The organism is Enterococcus sp. DIV1283b (assembly GCF_051710965.1).
Taxonomy (GTDB): Bacteria; Bacillota; Bacilli; order Lactobacillales; family Enterococcaceae; genus Enterococcus_B; species Enterococcus_B lactis.
In genome coordinates this window covers 1-16,284 of record NZ_JBIOLR010000001.1, presented here as the reverse complement: position 1 = coordinate 16,284, position 16,284 = coordinate 1, and the positions used below count along the sequence as shown (strand labels likewise).

13 protein-coding genes are annotated in these 16,284 nt (G+C 39.8%); all 13 read right to left on the bottom strand.

From position 1 onward, the window contains the following. Positions 1–192: 192 nt before the first annotated feature. The gene (locus tag IGJ53_RS00065; protein WP_002288375.1) at positions 193–1,485 is read right to left on the bottom strand and encodes an adenylosuccinate synthase; all 1,293 of its coding nucleotides are present in this window, start codon (positions 1,483–1,485) and stop codon (positions 193–195) included. Between the two features lie 291 nt (positions 1,486–1,776). Further along, positions 1,777–3,144: a replicative DNA helicase gene (gene dnaB, locus IGJ53_RS00060; RefSeq protein ID WP_438749284.1), complete on the bottom strand. Its 1,368-nt coding sequence runs from the start codon at positions 3,142–3,144 to the stop codon at positions 1,777–1,779. A gap of 274 nt (positions 3,145–3,418) precedes the next feature. Continuing rightward, positions 3,419–3,871, bottom strand: a complete 453-nt coding sequence (gene rplI, locus IGJ53_RS00055; RefSeq protein ID WP_002288372.1) for a 50S ribosomal protein L9 — start codon at positions 3,869–3,871, stop codon at positions 3,419–3,421. 5 nt (positions 3,872–3,876) lie between these two features. Continuing rightward, the gene (locus tag IGJ53_RS00050; protein ID WP_002319563.1) at positions 3,877–5,850 is read right to left on the bottom strand and encodes a DHH family phosphoesterase; all 1,974 of its coding nucleotides are present in this window, start codon (positions 5,848–5,850) and stop codon (positions 3,877–3,879) included. Between the two features lie 142 nt (positions 5,851–5,992). Continuing rightward, complete coding sequence (rpsR, locus tag IGJ53_RS00045) at positions 5,993–6,229, bottom strand: 30S ribosomal protein S18 (protein WP_002288370.1); 237 nt, start codon at positions 6,227–6,229, stop codon at positions 5,993–5,995. A 25-nt stretch (positions 6,230–6,254) separates the two neighbouring features. Further along, entirely contained in the window at positions 6,255–6,767 is a 513-nt protein-coding gene (ssb, locus tag IGJ53_RS00040) for a single-stranded DNA-binding protein (protein ID WP_002288368.1), read from the bottom strand. 50 nt (positions 6,768–6,817) lie between these two features. Further along, positions 6,818–7,117 carry a 30S ribosomal protein S6 gene (gene rpsF, locus IGJ53_RS00035; protein ID WP_002288366.1) on the bottom strand — a complete coding sequence of 100 codons (300 nt, stop codon included), beginning with the start codon at positions 7,115–7,117 and terminating at the stop codon, positions 6,818–6,820. 489 nt (positions 7,118–7,606) lie between these two features. Then, positions 7,607–10,078 (bottom strand): DNA gyrase subunit A, encoded by a 2,472-nt coding sequence (gene gyrA, locus IGJ53_RS00030; protein WP_259742100.1) that lies wholly within the window; start codon positions 10,076–10,078, stop codon positions 7,607–7,609. 19 nt (positions 10,079–10,097) lie between these two features. Further along, positions 10,098–12,044, bottom strand: a complete 1,947-nt coding sequence (gene gyrB, locus IGJ53_RS00025; RefSeq protein WP_010731693.1) for a DNA topoisomerase (ATP-hydrolyzing) subunit B — start codon at positions 12,042–12,044, stop codon at positions 10,098–10,100. Then, the gene (gene recF, locus IGJ53_RS00020; RefSeq protein ID WP_002293126.1) at positions 12,041–13,165 is read right to left on the bottom strand and encodes a DNA replication/repair protein RecF; all 1,125 of its coding nucleotides are present in this window, start codon (positions 13,163–13,165) and stop codon (positions 12,041–12,043) included. Before recF ends, gyrB begins: the two co-directional genes overlap by 4 nt. Continuing rightward, positions 13,152–13,394: a S4 domain-containing protein YaaA gene (yaaA, locus tag IGJ53_RS00015; protein WP_002293125.1), complete on the bottom strand. Its 243-nt coding sequence runs from the start codon at positions 13,392–13,394 to the stop codon at positions 13,152–13,154. The genes recF and yaaA overlap by 14 nt, the downstream gene beginning before the upstream one ends. Positions 13,395–13,621: 227 nt before the next feature. Further along, on the bottom strand, positions 13,622–14,752 hold the full coding sequence (dnaN, locus tag IGJ53_RS00010) for a DNA polymerase III subunit beta (protein WP_002293124.1): 1,131 nt from the start codon (positions 14,750–14,752) through the stop codon (positions 13,622–13,624). A gap of 197 nt (positions 14,753–14,949) precedes the next feature. Next, positions 14,950–16,284 (bottom strand): chromosomal replication initiator protein DnaA (gene dnaA / locus IGJ53_RS00005; protein WP_010731692.1); only part of this gene is annotated, 1,335 nt, incomplete at its 5' end.

Sequence of the window (16,284 nt, the reverse complement as noted above, 5' to 3'; positions counted from 1 at the left end):
TTTCATCTGATTGGGCTTAGTGCCGTAGATGCAAGCTTTTGAACACCGTTTATTCGAAAAAAGGAACTGTGACACGGTTTTTGTCACAGTCCCTTATTCTGAATAAACAGTGTTCAAGTGATTATTATCGTATAGATAAACACTTCGACTCGCTCTGGTAAGAACGTCCTGATTCAGTCGTCGTTTTTATCCTTAGATTTGCGCCCAGACGCTTTCTAAGATGTTCGTTTGTGTTCTATCAGGTCCGACAGAAAATGTTGAGATACGTACACCAACAAGCTCTGAGATACGACGTACATAGTTACGTGCGTTTTCTGGCAGTTCTGCAAGTGTTTTGCATCCTGTAATGTCTTCTGACCAGCCTGGCAATTCTTCATAGATTGGTTTGCAGCGGTTCAACTCTTTCAAGCTTGCTGGATAGTGGTAGATTAGTTCGCCATCTAATTCATAAGCCGTGCAAATTTTTACGGTTTCCAATCCACTTAATACATCGATTGAGTTTAAAGATAGGTTGGTAATACCTGAAACCCGTTTAGAATGGCGCATAACTACAGAATCAAACCAGCCGACACGACGAGGACGTCCTGTTGTCGTACCGTATTCTCGTCCTACTTCGCGGATTTGTTCACCTGTTTCATCAAATAGTTCAGTTGGAAATGGTCCATCACCGACACGTGACGTATAGGCTTTGCAGACGCCGACGACTTTATTGATTTTTGAAGGTCCTACACCGCTTCCGATTGTAACACCACCGGCTACTGGATTAGAAGAAGTAACAAAAGGATAGGTTCCTTGGTCGATATCCAACATGACTCCTTGTGCCCCTTCAAACAACACGCGTTTACCTGCATCTAAGGCGTCATTCAAGATAACCGAAGTATCTGTGACGTATTGTTTGATTTGTTGACCATATTCATAATATTCTTCAAAAATATCGTCAAAATCAAGTGGTTCTGAATCGAACATTTTTACAAATTGACGGTTTTTGTCATCTAGATTCAAACGAAGACGTTCTTCAAAAATTTCTTTATCCAATAAGTCTGCGATACGGATACCTACACGAGCGGCTTTATCCATATAAGCTGGTCCGATTCCTTTGATCGTTGTACCGATTTTGTTTTCACCTTTCGCATCTTCTTGTAATTGGTCCAATTTGATATGATAAGGCAAGATTACGTGTGCGCGGTCAGAAATACGCAGATTACTTGTTTCTACACCTTTTTCATGTAAATAAGCTAATTCTTTGACCAATGATTTAGGATTGACTACGACGCCATTTCCAATCACACTGATTTTGTCTTTATAAAAAATCCCAGAAGGAATCAAATGCAGTTTATAAGTCACACCGTTGAATTTGATTGTGTGCCCTGCATTGTCGCCACCTTGGTACCGTGCAATCACTTCAGCATTTTCACTGAGAAAGTCTGTGATTTTTCCTTTCCCTTCATCGCCCCATTGCGTACCTACTACTACTACAGATGACATGTGAACACCTCGTTCTATATTATTTAATCCTGAACCATTGTATCAATAATAGATACATATTTCAAATAAAATCGAATGATTTTTATTTTTATTTTATAAAAACGCTTAAAAAACGAACATTTATCGTTTTAGAATGATTGTTAAAAAAAAGGATAGGACATCATCCGTCCTATCCTTTTGGGAATTTTGTTTAATTAAGTGCTCTAGTCACTCTTGCAGTTACTCGTCGCATCTTATACGAGTGCCCTTGGTCATTGCGCAAGGCTGAACGCTTCTTTCACAATCTCTTCTTTAAAATTCTTCTCTTGGCGAAAGCGACGAAAATTTATTGTATTCTTTGATAAACAGCAGTTCAACTGTTCCTCGCGCACCACTTCGGTTCTTCTCGATGATGACTTCGATGACGTTGTCATTTTTTGGCTCATTTCCATCATCGTCATCTCCGCCTTCTCTTTCATAATAATCATCCCGATACAAGAAGGCTACGATGTCCGCATCTTGTTCGATTGATCCGGATTCACGAATATCACTTAGTACTGGACGTTTGTCTTGTCGCTGTTCTACTCCACGAGACAACTGCGAAAGAGCAATGACAGGTACTTTCAGTTCTTTTGCCAGTTTTTTCAGTTGGCGGGAGATATCTGATACTTCTTGTTGACGGTTCTCTTTACCGTTACCTTCAATCAACTGCAAATAATCGATCAATATCAAGCCTAGGTTGCCTTTTTCTTGCGCTAGTTTCCGACATTTCGCGCGGATCTCAGAGATCTTGATCCCTGGTGTATCGTCGATGAAAATATTTGCTCGAGAAAGACTTCCCATCGCAACGATCAGATTCGACCATTCTTCTTCCGAAAGCTGACCTGTACGCAAATGGCTAGCTTCAATCGAACCTTCTGCACAAAGCATCCGATTTACAAGAGATTCCGCCCCCATTTCCAGACTGAATATCGCAACAGAACGATCTGTTTTGGTTCCTACATTTTGAGCAATATTCAATGCGAACGCAGTTTTACCTACCGCCGGACGAGCAGCCAGAATGATTAGTTCTTCGGGCTGGAAACCTGCTGTCATTTTGTCCAGACCTTGATAGCCAGTTGGTAGGCCAGTGATTTCTTCATTATTTTGAGCTAGTCGATCGATATTTTCAATCGTTGAATTCAGTACTTCAGCAATGGATAAAAAGCCGCTTCGATTTCTTTTTTCCGAAACCTCCAAGATACTGCGTTCTGCATCATCTAAGATCGACTGAACTTCTTCTCCTTGCTCGAATACTTTTGTAACGATCCCTGTTGCTGTCTGAATCAATGTACGCAATAATGATTTTTCTTCAACGATTTTCGCATAGTAGACGATATTTGCTGCTGTCGGAACTGCTAAAGCCAAATCTGATAGGTAACTTAAACCACCGGCATCTTCTAACAAATTTGCTTGTTCTAGCCGGTCTTTAACAGTGACAACGTCAATCGCTTCATTACGATCGTTCAACTCGATCATTGTCTCAAAAATAATTTGATGGCCGCGACGATAAAAGTCTTTTGGCTCTATGTACTCCATGGCATCAATGATCGTTTCTGCATCAAGAAAAACAGAGCCTAGAACCGCTTGTTCAGCTTCAATATTTTGCGGTGGGATTCGATCCTGCCACACTTCATTCATACGTATCGCTCCTTGTCTTCAATTGCTTCATTTTACAAGAAAATGATGGAAAAGTCATCATTCGCATCGAAAGTATCATAAAAAAGTAGCTCTCTTTTATTATACTCGTTTTCTTCATGCTGTTTTACTGTTCTCAAAAAAGAAACCGAAATCAATCTGAAATCGATATGCAGCTTGTGCTTTTGTTGCTGCAGCTGCTTTTCTCAGATAAATTTCGGTTTGTCTTTTCTCCTTCTGGTTATTCTTACCAGCTTAACATCACTATCAAGACTTGTTATTCTTGTACGACATGAACTTTGATCGTAGCCGTCACCTCATGATGCAACTTCACAGGTACGTTTGTGTAGCCTAGTGAACGGATTGGGTTTTCTAGTTCGATTTTTCGTTTATCTAATTTGATTTTGTATTGTTTGTTTAGCCCTTCAGCAATTTGTTTTGAAGGAATCGATCCAAACAAACGGCTGTCTTCCCCTGCTTTTGCTTTTAACTCGACTACCGTATCTTCTTTTTCCAAGAATTCTTTTAATTTTTTAGCTTCTTCCAAGATTTCAGCTTCGTGTTTTTCTTGGGCTTTCTTCTGTCCAGCTAACTGACTGATGCTACTTTTCGTTGCTTCTTTTGCCAAGTTATTTTTGATTAGATAATTTTGTGCATAACCTGCTGGAACTTCTTTGATGTCCCCTTTTTTACCTTTTCCTTTTACGTCTTGTAAAAAAATTACTTTCATTTGGATTACTCCTTATCATATATTTGATTCATATTTTCTTTGATTGCAGCAAAAAGCTTCTGTTTCGTTTCTTCAACTGTCGTATTTTCCAGTTGAGTAGCTGCATTTGTGAAGTGTCCTCCACCACCTAAGGATTCCATGATGATTTGGACATTGATCGTACCGGTACTTCTGGCACTGATCCCAATCAATCCGTCTGTCCGCTTCGTAATGACGAAAGCTGCGTTGATATTGATCATCGAAAGCAGTGTATCTGCTGTTTTTGCCGCTATGACACTATTATACTCTTTTTCATCTGTTCCTGCCGCCACAACAATATCAGAAGTCACATACTCGCTTCCAGCAATCAAATGACTGATTTCCAAGTATGTCGCTAAGTCCGAGCTCAATAAATATTGTACTAAGGATGCGTCTGCTCCACAAGACCTTAAATAGCTGGCAACATCAAAAGTTCGTGCAGTTGTACGAACATTGAAACTATTCGTATCTACAACCATCCCTGCAAGTAATAGTGTAGCCTCAAAGCGATCTAAGCGATTCGTTTTGCTGCTTTGGTATTGGATCAGCTCAGAAACTAGCTCTGAAGCGGAAGAGGCTGAAGATTCGATATAAGTCAGCAAAGGCTTGCTTGGAAACTCTTCCCCTCGGCGGTGATGATCAATGATCACGATCTTATCAAATTGCTCATATAGGCTCTGAGAGATCGATAGAGAAGGTTTATGATAATCCACCATCACGAGGAGGTCTTCATCTTTTTTCAGCTCTATGGCGCGTTCTGGAGAGATCAATTGCATTTCTAATTCTGGATGTTTATGGATTTCTTCGAGACAACGTTCTACATCTGGAATGATTTCGTTCTCGTTGATAACGATATAAGCCTTTTTCTGGTTGAAGCGTGCAAGACAACTGACACCAAAAGCAGAGCCTAAAGCATCCATATCCGGAAATTTGTGTCCCATGATGAACACATCGCCTGTTTCATCAAAAATCCGGCGCAAAGCGGTACTCATCGCTCGAGAACGGACACGCGTGCGTTTGACATTCTTAGCTGATTTACCGCCATAATAAACAGGTTTCGCACCTTCTTTTACCTCTTTCACGACAACTTGGTCGCCTCCGCGGACTAGAGCAACATCTAAATTATTCTGAGCTTCTCCACCGATTTCATCGAGGGATCTTGCGCCATAAGCAATCCCCATACTCAGTGTGATAGGCGAGCTCTGTTTTTCAGCTTCTGCTCGAAAGCGATCCAACAAATCAAATTTTTTATCCATCATCTTTTTCAAATCGATCATCTGCGCGACGAAGAAAAACCGTTCTGCGTTGATTCTTTTAAAAAAGACATGGTATTCATTCATCCAGTCAGAAACAAGTGTAGTGACGAAAGAGTTCAAATAAGAAATCTCTTTGTCATCCAATTTATCAATAGCATCTGCATAGTTATCAATAGATAAAATACCGATCACTGGCTGACTGTTCGCCTGATGAAGTTTCAATAACTGGTTTTGGGTGATATCATTAAAATAAACGACACCCTTTACTGTATCCATATCAAACTGAAATGTTTTATCTGCTAGATAGACTTGGTTTTTCTTTTTTTCTTTTGCAGTAAAAAAAGTATCTAACAATTCTTCCTCTGTTAATCCACTTTGATCTTTGACTTTCAATGCTAAAGGATTGAGCCATTCGATTTTTTGGCTTGATGGCTGATAAGCAATCACTCCTACAGGCATGACTTCTGAGACATAAGCCAGATTTGTTTCGGCTACGGTCGAAGCTTGCTGAATTTTTTCACGTTTATTTAAAGTAAGCCAGCGTTTCATTTTCAACCAATAGCGAACGCCCCATAAATTCATCAAAAGAATGACCGAAGCGCTAACAAAACGAAATGGTAAAATTAAGACTACCAATACTTCGATTAGTATAAACAGGATAAGGAAGAGAGGTTTTGGGGATAAATGATTGTTTTTATTTTCCATAATTTTCCTCCCATATATGACTAACTTGATTTTACCATAACTTTCGTCATTCAAGCGACTAAACGTATATCGGTTATTTTTACAGAAAAAAAAGAATTGAATAGCTGATCAAAAGGATCAGTCATTCAATTCCTCGGATTTATTAGTCTTCGCTAACGAAAGGTAGCAAGCCCATGATACGTGCGCGTTTGATTGCAACAGTAATTTTACGTTGGTTTTTAGCGCCTGTACCAGTTACACGACGTGGCAAGATTTTACCGCGTTCTGAAATAAATCTTTTTAGTAATTCGATATCTTTATAATCGATATATTCAATATGGTTAGCAGCAATGTAGTCTACTTTACGACGTTTACGTCCGCCTCTTCTTTGTTGTGCCATTCTATTTCCCTCCTATCAAATTCGTTTAGAATGGTAAATCATCATCTGAAATGTCGATCGTTGAACTTGAGCCGAATGGGTCAGAAGTATCACGGTCGAAATCAGGCATACCGTTGGATGATTGAGATGTTTGATTAGAGTTATTGTTTCCGCCAAATCCGCCAGCTGATTGACCAGAACTTTGGAATCCGCCGCTTTGTTGGCGATTTTCAGATGCAGAACGACTTTCCAGCAATTGGAAGTTGTCAGCTACTACTTCTGTCACGTATACACGTTGTCCTTGCTGATTATCATAAGAACGAGTTTGGATACGTCCAGTAACACCTAAAAGTGTTCCTTTACGAGCATAGTTTGCTAAAGTTTCTGCTGATTTGCGCCAAATCACACAGTTGATAAAATCAGCCTCGCGATTGCCGCTTTGGTTTGTAAAATTACGATTCACAGCCAAAGTAAATGTTGCGACTGCCGTACCACTTGCTGTGTAACGCAAATCTGGATCTTTCGTCAGACGTCCAACTAATACAACATTATTAATCAAAATAATCATCTCCTCTCATCGTTTTTCTATTGTTTCACATGAAACAACAATTAAGCTTCTTCTTTAACAATCATGTGACGAATGATGTCGTCGTTGATTTTAGCAAGACGGTCAAATTCATTGACAGCATTTGCTGATGATGGAGAAGATACTTTAACGATGTGATAGATACCTTCACGGTAACCGTTCATTTCATAAGCGAAACGGCGTTTTTCCCAATCTTTTGATTCGATAACTTCTGCTCCGTTATCTTTCAAGATTGCATCGAAACGTTCGATTAAAGCAGTTTTTGCTTCTTCATCAATGTTTGGACGAATAATGTACATGATTTCATATTTCGTGTTTTCCATTGATATTCACCTCCCTGTGGACTTTCGGCTCTTAGGTTCCTAAGAGCAAGGAGAGTTATCTAATTAATTAGACTACTCACAAGCTTTGATTATACACTCTATTTTGGTCAAAAGCAATACAGAATAAACAGTTTCAAATATTTTAAGAGAAATTCAATTAATCAAAAAAGCGAGCAAGGGAACTGTGACAAAAGTCTTGTCGCAGTTCCCTTTTTTCGAATAAACGGTGTTCAAAAGCTTGCATCTACGGCACTAAGCCCAATCAGATGAAAAATATGGAGTGCTATTTTTATTTGATTGTTCTTACTGCTTGATGCAGAGCAGCTTTTTCACAACCTCCTACACGGTGTTCCAGAAGTAACTTCTTCGGAAATAAGCCGAAATTTCACAAAAATTTGAAAAGCAATTTTCGTAAATTCCTTCTTATTTCTTGAAGTTGCCCACTTCTGTCACAATCTCTTTGCTAACTTAAACACTTCATCTTTATGATTATTCTTCTGTTGCTTGCTCTTCAACTGTTTGTTCTACCGCTTCTGGCTCGACTGCTGCCATTGTGACGACTTTCGTGTCAGCTTCCATCTTCATCAAACGTACACCCAATGTTGAACGTCCAGTTTGAGAAACAGTCGATACGTTGAAACGGATAATCACACCTTTATCTGTAATCAGCATGATGTCTTCATCTCCAGAAACAGTGGTCAATCCGGCTAGTGGACCATTTTTTTCAGTGATATTCGCCGTTTTGATTCCTTTACCTCCGCGGCCTTTCACTGGATATTCCGATACTTTGGTCCGTTTTCCGTAACCTTTTTCTGTAATCACTAGTACTTCTTGGTCTTCCTTCATCAGGGATGCCCCAACGACGTAATCTTCCTCACGCAGGCGTATCCCTCTGACACCGGAAGCTGTACGTCCCATATCGCGGACTGCTTCTTCTTTGAAGGTCACAGAGTAGCCGTTATGTGTGCCAATGATGATATTTGACTGTCCATCTGTCAATAGAACATTGACTAATTCGTCATCTTCTTTCAAACCAATTGCGATCAGACCATTGCTTCGGATGTTAGCGAAAGCAGTGACAGACGTACGTTTAACTGTACCTTGACGCGTCGTAAAGAAGAGATAGTGGCCTTCTTCTGCTTCTCCCGTCACCGCAATAATTGCTTGGATGCTTTCACTCGAGTCGATACCCAGCAAATTGATGATTGGGATCCCTTTGGCTGTACGCCCGTATTCTGGAATTTCGTATCCTTTTGCCCGATACACTTTTCCGTTATTCGTAAAGAATAACAATGTATCATGGGTAGAACAAGAAACTAGATTCTTGACGAAGTCGTCATTGTGGATACCCATTCCTTGGACACCACGCCCGCCTCTTCGTTGAGCTCTGAATTCATTATTTGCCAAACGTTTGATATAACCATTGTTTGTCAATGTAATAACGATTTCTTCTTCTTCGATCAAATCTTCATCTTCTAGACTTAAGACCTCACCGACTAGTAATTCTGTGCGTCGTTTATCGCCAAATCGTTGATTCAAGTCTGCTAATTCATTCTTGATGATTTCTGTGACACGTTCGGGTCTTGCCAGAATGTCAGTCAAATCTTCAATCAGTTTCAATAGTTCTTGATATTCATTTTCGATTTTTTCCCGTTCCAAACCGGTCAATCGACGCAAACGCATATCTAAAATAGCTTGAGATTGGCGATCGGATAAATCGAACCGTTCGATCATTGTTGCTTTTGCTTCGTCATCTGATTTAGACCCGCGGATAATCGCAATGATTTCATCGATATGATCCAAAGCAATACGCAAACCTTCTAAGATGTGTGCTCTTGCTTCTGCTTTTTCTTTTTCAAAGACCGTCCGTCGTGTGATGACTTCGCGTTGATGTTCGATATAGTTTTCAAGGATTTGTTTCAAACTTAAAACTTTCGGCACGCCTTTTTCGATTGCCAACATATTGAATCCAAATGAATTCTGCAAGGATGTCAATTTGTATAAGTTATTCAAAATAACTGATGCGCTGGCGTCACGACGAATGTCAATGACAATTCGCATGCCTTCACGGGAAGATTCATCCCGCAAATCCGTGATTCCTTCGATACGCTTGTCTCTGTGCAACTCAGAAATCCGTTCAATCAATTTTGCTTTATTGACCATATAAGGTAATTCCGTCACGAGGATCCGTTCTTTGCCATTTGGCATCTCAGTGATCTCAACTTTTGCACGTACGGTAATAGAACCTTTACCTGTTTCATACGCTCTTCGGATTCCTGATTTTCCCATGACTAAACCACCTGTTGGAAAATCTGGTCCAGGTAATACTTCCATCAATTCATTGGTCGTCACATCAGGATTATCCATCAGCAAATCGATAGCCGCTACTACCTCAGACAAATTATGAGGCGGGATATTCGTTGCCATACCAACGGCGATCCCCGTCGTTCCGTTCACCAAAAGATTAGGGAAGCGAGCAGGTAATACAACGGGTTCTTTTTCTGTGTCATCATAGTTGCTTTGGAAATCAACAGTATTCTTATTGATATCACGCAGCATTTCTGTAGCGATTTTACTCATCCGTGCTTCGGTATAACGCATAGCAGCGGCACCGTCACCGTCAACAGAACCAAAGTTTCCATGACCATCCACTAGCATATAACGGTAGCTAAATGGCTGCGCCATCCGTACCATTGACTCATAGATCGCACTATCCCCATGAGGATGGTATTTACCCATGACATCTCCGACGATTCTGGCAGATTTTTTATGGGCTTTATCCGGTGTCACACCTAATTCGTTCATGCCGTATAAAATACGGCGATGAACGGGTTTCAGACCATCTCTGACATCAGGCAGTGCACGTGCGACAATAACACTCATCGCATAATCGATGAAGGAGTCTTTCATTTCGCTGGTTAGATTGACATCATGGATGTTTTCTCTGATTTCTTCACTCATTCTTTTTCCTCCTTCATGATTAAATATCTAAGTTCTTCACGTAATGTGCATTTTCCTCGATGAATGCACGACGAGGCTCTACTCGATCCCCCATCAACATTTCAAATATCTGGTCTGCCGCAATAGCATCGTCCACGCTGACGCGGGCCATCATTCGATTACTTGGGTCCATAGTTGTTTCCCATAGTTGATGATCATCCATTTCTCCAAGTCCTTTATACCGCTGAACACTTGGTTTTGGTGAGGCAGGAAGTGAAGCAACGACTTGTTTCAACTCTTCTTCTGCATTCTTTCCTGGTTGTACATACGTGATATTCTTCCCTTGTTTTACCCCGTATAAAGGTGGCTGAGCAATATAGACATAACCAGCTTCAACAATTGGACGCATGTAACGGTAAAAAAGAGTCAGCAGCAATGTACGGATATGCGCACCATCAACATCGGCATCAGTCATAATCACTAATTTATGATAACGAGCTTTCGATACATCGAAATCTTCTCCAAACCCTGTACCCATAGCAGTAAATAAAGACCGGATTTCTTCATTTGCCAAGATCTTGTCCATGCTTGCTTTTTCAACATTCAAGATTTTCCCACGAATAGGCAAGATAGCTTGAAATTCTCGATTACGACCTTGCTTAGCTGATCCGCCGGCCGAATCTCCTTCGACGATGAACAATTCGCATTTTTCAGGATCGTTGCTAGAGCAGTCTGCTAATTTTCCTGGCAGATTACTGATCTCTAAAGCACCTTTACGTCTCGTTACTTCACGCGCACGTTTCGCTGCTAGACGAGCTCTGGAAGCTAATAATCCTTTTTCAACGATTTGACGACCCACACTTGGATTTTCTAGCAAGAATTTCATGAAATGCTCGCTAAATAACCGATCAGTAACTGTCCGTACTTCGGAATTGCCCAATTTTGTTTTTGTTTGTCCTTCGAATTGAGGGTCAGGATGCTTGATAGAAATAACAGCTGTCAATCCTTCTCGCACGTCTTCACCAGTCAAGTTGTCATCATTTTCTTTCATCAGCTTTTGTTTTCGGGCATAATCATTGATCACACGAGTTAAAGCAGTCTTGAATCCTGATTCATGTGTTCCGCCTTCATACGTATGGATATTGTTGGCAAAACTCATGATATTGGAATGGTAGCCGTCTGTATATTGCATAGAGACTTCAACTGCGATATCTTGCTGCTCACCTTCCAAATATACAGGTTCTGGGAAAATCACGGTTTTGTTTGCATTCAAGTATTCGACATAACTTTTGATCCCGCCATCGTAATGGTATTCATTGATGACTGGTTCTTCTTCTCGTTTGTCCTCAATCGAGATATGCATTCCGCGGTTCAAGAAAGCTAGTTCACGGATACGGGTAGCCAATTTTGAAAAATCAAACTCAGTTGTCTCTGTAAAAATTTCAGGATCTGGCGTAAAGTGAACCGTTGTTCCATGGCGATCCGTTTGTTCAATGATCTTTAAGTCGTCCACTACAGCTCCACGACGATACTCTTGATAGTACACATTTCCTTCTTTGTATACTTTGACATCAAGTTGCGTAGAAAGTGCGTTTACGACGGAAGATCCCACTCCATGAAGACCACCGGAAACTTTGTACCCGCCACCGCCGAATTTTCCTCCAGCATGTAAAACAGTAAAGACCGTTTCAACTGCAGGACGTCCGGTTTTTGCTTGGATATCCACTGGTATCCCCCGTCCATCGTCAATAACAGTGATACTATTGTCTTTTTCTATAATCACATGGATTTTCGTTGCAAAACCTGCTAATACTTCATCGATCGAATTATCGACGATTTCCCAAACAAGGTGATGCAGACCTTCAGAACTAGTCGAACCGATATACATACCAGGTCGTTTACGAACGGCTTCAAGTCCTTCAAGTACTTGAATCTGACTGGCATCATATTCTTTAGCGCGTTCTACTAAACTTCTTTCTTCTGTCATTCAGTTTCTTCTCCTTTTAGTTTCCCTTGTCGAACATAAAAAATCTCAGGTTCAACAGTCATTTTATTTTTTACATGGTCAAGTGTCGTCGTTGTTAAGAACGTTTGAACTTTTCCTTCAATTGTTTCCAGCAGATGGAGCTGACGATTATCATCCAGCTCGCTCATCACATCATCTAATAAGAGGATCGGATACTCCCCTGTCTCTTCTTTGATCAAATCAATTTCTGCTAATTTGACACTTAGAGCAGTCGTTCTTTGCTGTCCTTGCGATCCATAAGTCTGCACGTTTTTCTGATTAATAAAAAAGGAAAGATCGTCACGATGAGGACCAACTGTCGTCGTTCCCCGAAAAAGGTCTTTCTTTTTGTTTTGATTCAAAAGTGCGAGAAATTGTTCTTGGATTTGTTCTTGCGTATGTGTTTCTAAAGAATCGACTGCGGTGAGATACTCGATTTCCAGCTGCTCTTTGTGATGTGTGATTTGCTGATGTAAAGAATTAGCCCAAAACTCCAATCGCTTGATGAACTGTGCTCTTGCTTTCAATACTTTGCTGCCAAACGCTGCTAGTTGTTCGGACAAAATATCCAAATAAAGCAAATCAGTTTGTTTTTTTTCATTCAATTGCTTCAAATACTGGTTTCTTTGCTTCAAAATCGCTTGGTATTGGACAAGATCATAAAGATAAATTGGATTGATCTGACCTAATTCCATATCTAAAAATTTCCGCCTGATCTGCGGGCTGCCTTTTACTAACGAAAGATCCTCTGGTGCAAATAAAATGACATTCATTTGTCCCACGTAAGTACTTAACTTTTTTTGTTCGATATGGTTGATCTTGGTTTTTCGGCCTTTTTTAGATAATAAGATTTCTAATGGGAGAGTGGATGAACCTTTTGTGATCTCTCCTTGGATCATTGCCTGATCGTCATTCCAACCAATCAATTCCTGCTCACTACTTGTCCGATGGCTTCGCGTCATAGCCAATACATAGATACTTTCCAAAAGATTCGTTTTTCCCTGCGCATTTTCACCTAAAAAAATGACCAGATTCTTGGAAAATTCGATGTTCAGCTCTTCGTAATTTCGATAATTTTTTAAATACAGCTTATTCAGCCTCATTATCGTCGTTTCCTTTTTTTACCATAAAAAAAGTTCCTACTTCTGGAACTTCAACCATCATACCGGGATAAAGCTTGCGTCCACGACGATTTTCCGGCTCGCCATCGACTAACACAGTGTTTTCTGCCAAATACCATTTTGCTTGTCCGCCACTACCGATAACGGTGGCTTCTTTCAGCATTTGACCCAACGTCATGAATTCCGTATTTAGAATGACTTGTTGTTTCAATGTCCATCCCTCATTTTCATTATTAAAAGTATACTCTATTATACCTTTTTTTCCGCAATAAAACAAATTTATCCATATATTTTTCCATATAAGACGATTTAATCTAAAAAAGGTGATTTAAACAAAAATAAACAGAAAGCCTTAAAAGAGATTTTAGGGCCTTCTGTTTAAATTTTATTTTTTCTAATTCTTTTCAATTAAATTTTCAATATCTATGAAAATCTTTGTTAATTTGTACGTACAGGAGTAATCAATTGGATAAATTGAACGCCATCTTCCGTTGGTTCCAACGTGAATGGTCGAATAGCGGAAATAAATTTTACTTTGATACTCATATCTCCAAATGCACGCAACGCTGCTTTCATATAATCCGGATTGAAAGAAATCTCCAATGGATCGCCACTGCTTGCTGTATAGCTCAAGCTTTCTTCTACTTTCCCGATTTCTGGAGAATTTCCGTATAAAACAACCGCATCTGGACGGATAGATAGACGAACGATATTGTTGCGGCCTTCATGAGAAAGTAAAGAAGCACGTTCGATTGCCGCTAGAAAACTAGGAACAGAAAATTCGACCTCTGTATTAAAGCTTGATGGGATCAAACGATTGGTATCAGGATAGTTTCCTTCTAACAAGCGGGAATAGAAATACATTGTTTCCGTTTTGAACAAGACTTGGTTTTCCATAATGCTGATTTCGACGATTTCTTCTTCATTTGTCAGTGAGCGAGACAATTCGATCAAACTTTTCCCAGGAATAACAATATCAAAATGATCAGCCGTTTGTTCTACTGGGATCACCCGTTGACTTAGACGGTGAGAGTCAGTAGCTACAGCTAATAAAGAATGATCAGATAAAATAAAATGCACACCCGTCAAGATCGGACGACTCTCATGCTGCGACACAGCAAAAACTGTTTCGTTGATTAGTTTAGTCAATACGTGTACTGGTAATTTCATCTGGTTATGACTTTCGACAACAGGAAGATGAGGATAATTATCTGCATCTAATCCATTCACGATAAAATTCGCTTTTCCAGAAGTGATCGCTACTTGTTTATTTTCTAATACTTCTAAAGTAAATGTTTCTTCAGGAAGTCTTCGAATAATTTCGCTAAAGAAACGAGCTTGTAAAACAATTGATCCGGTAGATTCGATTTGCATATTTGCTTTTTCGTTTTCAACAGACAAAAAAGTTTCAATTGATATATCAGCGTTGCTCCCCGTCAAAGTCAAACCTTCTTGTGTCAGTGTGATTTTTACACCTGTCAAAATAGGGATAGTGGTTTTGCTTGAAATAGCTCGTTGAACAGTTTGCAATTCCTGCATAAAGCTAGCTCGGTTTAAAGTAACTTTCATGATGTATCTCCTTTGAATGTTTGTTTATTTATTATTAGTTAAAAAGAATAATAAAAGTAATAGGGCATGTTGATTCTGTGGAAAACTCAAAAAACGTAAGAGAGAAACGAAAAAACAGCTGTGGAAAAAGTGTGTATAACTTTTGCTTGTTTTTTTCTTTTATCCACATGCTATTTTCAATTGGTAGAATCGACAAATTAATTTAGTAAAAAGTTTTTGATTTCTGATACTTCATTTTGCATGCTGACACTAGATTCCATCAGCTGCTGGATCTTCTCATGGGCATGAATAACCGTTGTATGATCCTTGCCGCCGAATTCAGCTCCAATTTTCGGTAAAGAATTATCTGTGAGCTCACGTGCCAAGTACATAGCGATTTGTCTAGGAACAACAATAGATTTGACGCGTTTCTTTCCTTTGAGATCTTTCAATTGGATGTGATAATACTTTGCCACTTCTTCTTGGATCTGCAAAATCGACAATTGAGGATGTCCTTTTCCTGATTTTAACGTTTTCAGCGCATCTGCCGCTAGACTAGTCGAAATATCTTCACTATTCATTGCAGCAAAAGCCTGTACTCGAACAAGGGCCCCTTCTAATTCACGAATATTAGAATCAATTTGTCCTGCGATATAGCTCAGCGTGTCATCTGGGATCTCTAGACGTTCAGCTGCTGCTTTTTTACGCAAAATCGCTGTTCTTGTTTCAAGATCCGGTGGCGTAATATCAACAGATAGCCCCCATGCAAAGCGAGAAACAAGGCGTTCTTGTAGTTTCGGAATCTCGTTTGGCAACCGATCACTGGTTAGAACGATTTGTTTACCTTCATTGTACAAGGCATTGAAAGTATGGAAAAACTCCTCTTGCGTAGCTTCTTTTTCTGCGAAAAATTGAATATCATCTACTAATAGTAAATCAACATTTCGATATTCTTGACGGAATTCTTCTGCTGTTTTGTTTTGGATCGAATTGATGAAATCATTAGCAAAAGTTTCACTGCTTACATATTTTACTTTGGCATTAGGCTGACTTTGCAGCATTTGATGACCGATTGCATGCATCAAGTGAGTCTTACCAAGTCCTACGCCTCCATAAAAGAAGAGCGGGTTATAAATAGAACCTGGATCTTCTGCTACAACGAGCGCTGCTGCATGAGCCATCTGGTTTCCTTTACCAATGACAAACGTATCAAAGGTATATTTAGGATTCAGCATGGCTTTTTTTAGCGGACTAGGTGCCGCAACTTTTGGATTTTTTTCTTCTACAACTTCTTCTTGCTCTGCTTCTTCGCCAGTAATAAAGCGAGGGATAATCTCATTTCCTGATAACATATAACCGACTTCAACGATTTTTGTTGCCAGGTTTTTTTCCCAATATTCTTTATGAATCTTGCTAGGAACCTCAACAACGAGCTGGTTTTGATCAAGAGTTCGAGGGTTCGCTGTTTCGATCCATGTATTATAGCTAGCAGGCGATAAATCCTTTTGGTATGTTGCTTTTAATTCATTCCATAAAGCATCGAGGGATACCAT

Excerpts from the sequence above, each read along its gene's own strand:
- dnaB (WP_438749284.1), bottom strand. The coding sequence starts at position 3,144 with ATGAATGAAGTGTGGCAGGATCGAATCCCACCGCAAAATATTGAAGCT.
- gyrA (WP_259742100.1), bottom strand. The coding sequence starts at position 10,078 with ATGAGTGAAGAAATCAGAGAAAACATCCATGATGTCAATCTAACCAGC.
- IGJ53_RS00065 (WP_002288375.1), bottom strand. The coding sequence starts at position 1,485 with ATGTCATCTGTAGTAGTAGTAGGTACGCAATGGGGCGATGAAGGGAAA.
- gyrB (WP_010731693.1), bottom strand. The coding sequence starts at position 12,044 with ATGACAGAAGAAAGAAGTTTAGTAGAACGCGCTAAAGAATATGATGCC.
- rpsF (WP_002288366.1), bottom strand. The coding sequence starts at position 7,117 with ATGGAAAACACGAAATATGAAATCATGTACATTATTCGTCCAAACATT.
- rpsR (WP_002288370.1), bottom strand. The coding sequence starts at position 6,229 with ATGGCACAACAAAGAAGAGGCGGACGTAAACGTCGTAAAGTAGACTAC.
- dnaN (WP_002293124.1), bottom strand. The coding sequence starts at position 14,752 with ATGAAAGTTACTTTAAACCGAGCTAGCTTTATGCAGGAATTGCAAACT.
- recF (WP_002293126.1), bottom strand. The coding sequence starts at position 13,165 with ATGAGGCTGAATAAGCTGTATTTAAAAAATTATCGAAATTACGAAGAG.
- rplI (WP_002288372.1), bottom strand. The coding sequence starts at position 3,871 with ATGAAAGTAATTTTTTTACAAGACGTAAAAGGAAAAGGTAAAAAAGGG.
- IGJ53_RS00050 (WP_002319563.1), bottom strand. The coding sequence starts at position 5,850 with ATGGAAAATAAAAACAATCATTTATCCCCAAAACCTCTCTTCCTTATC.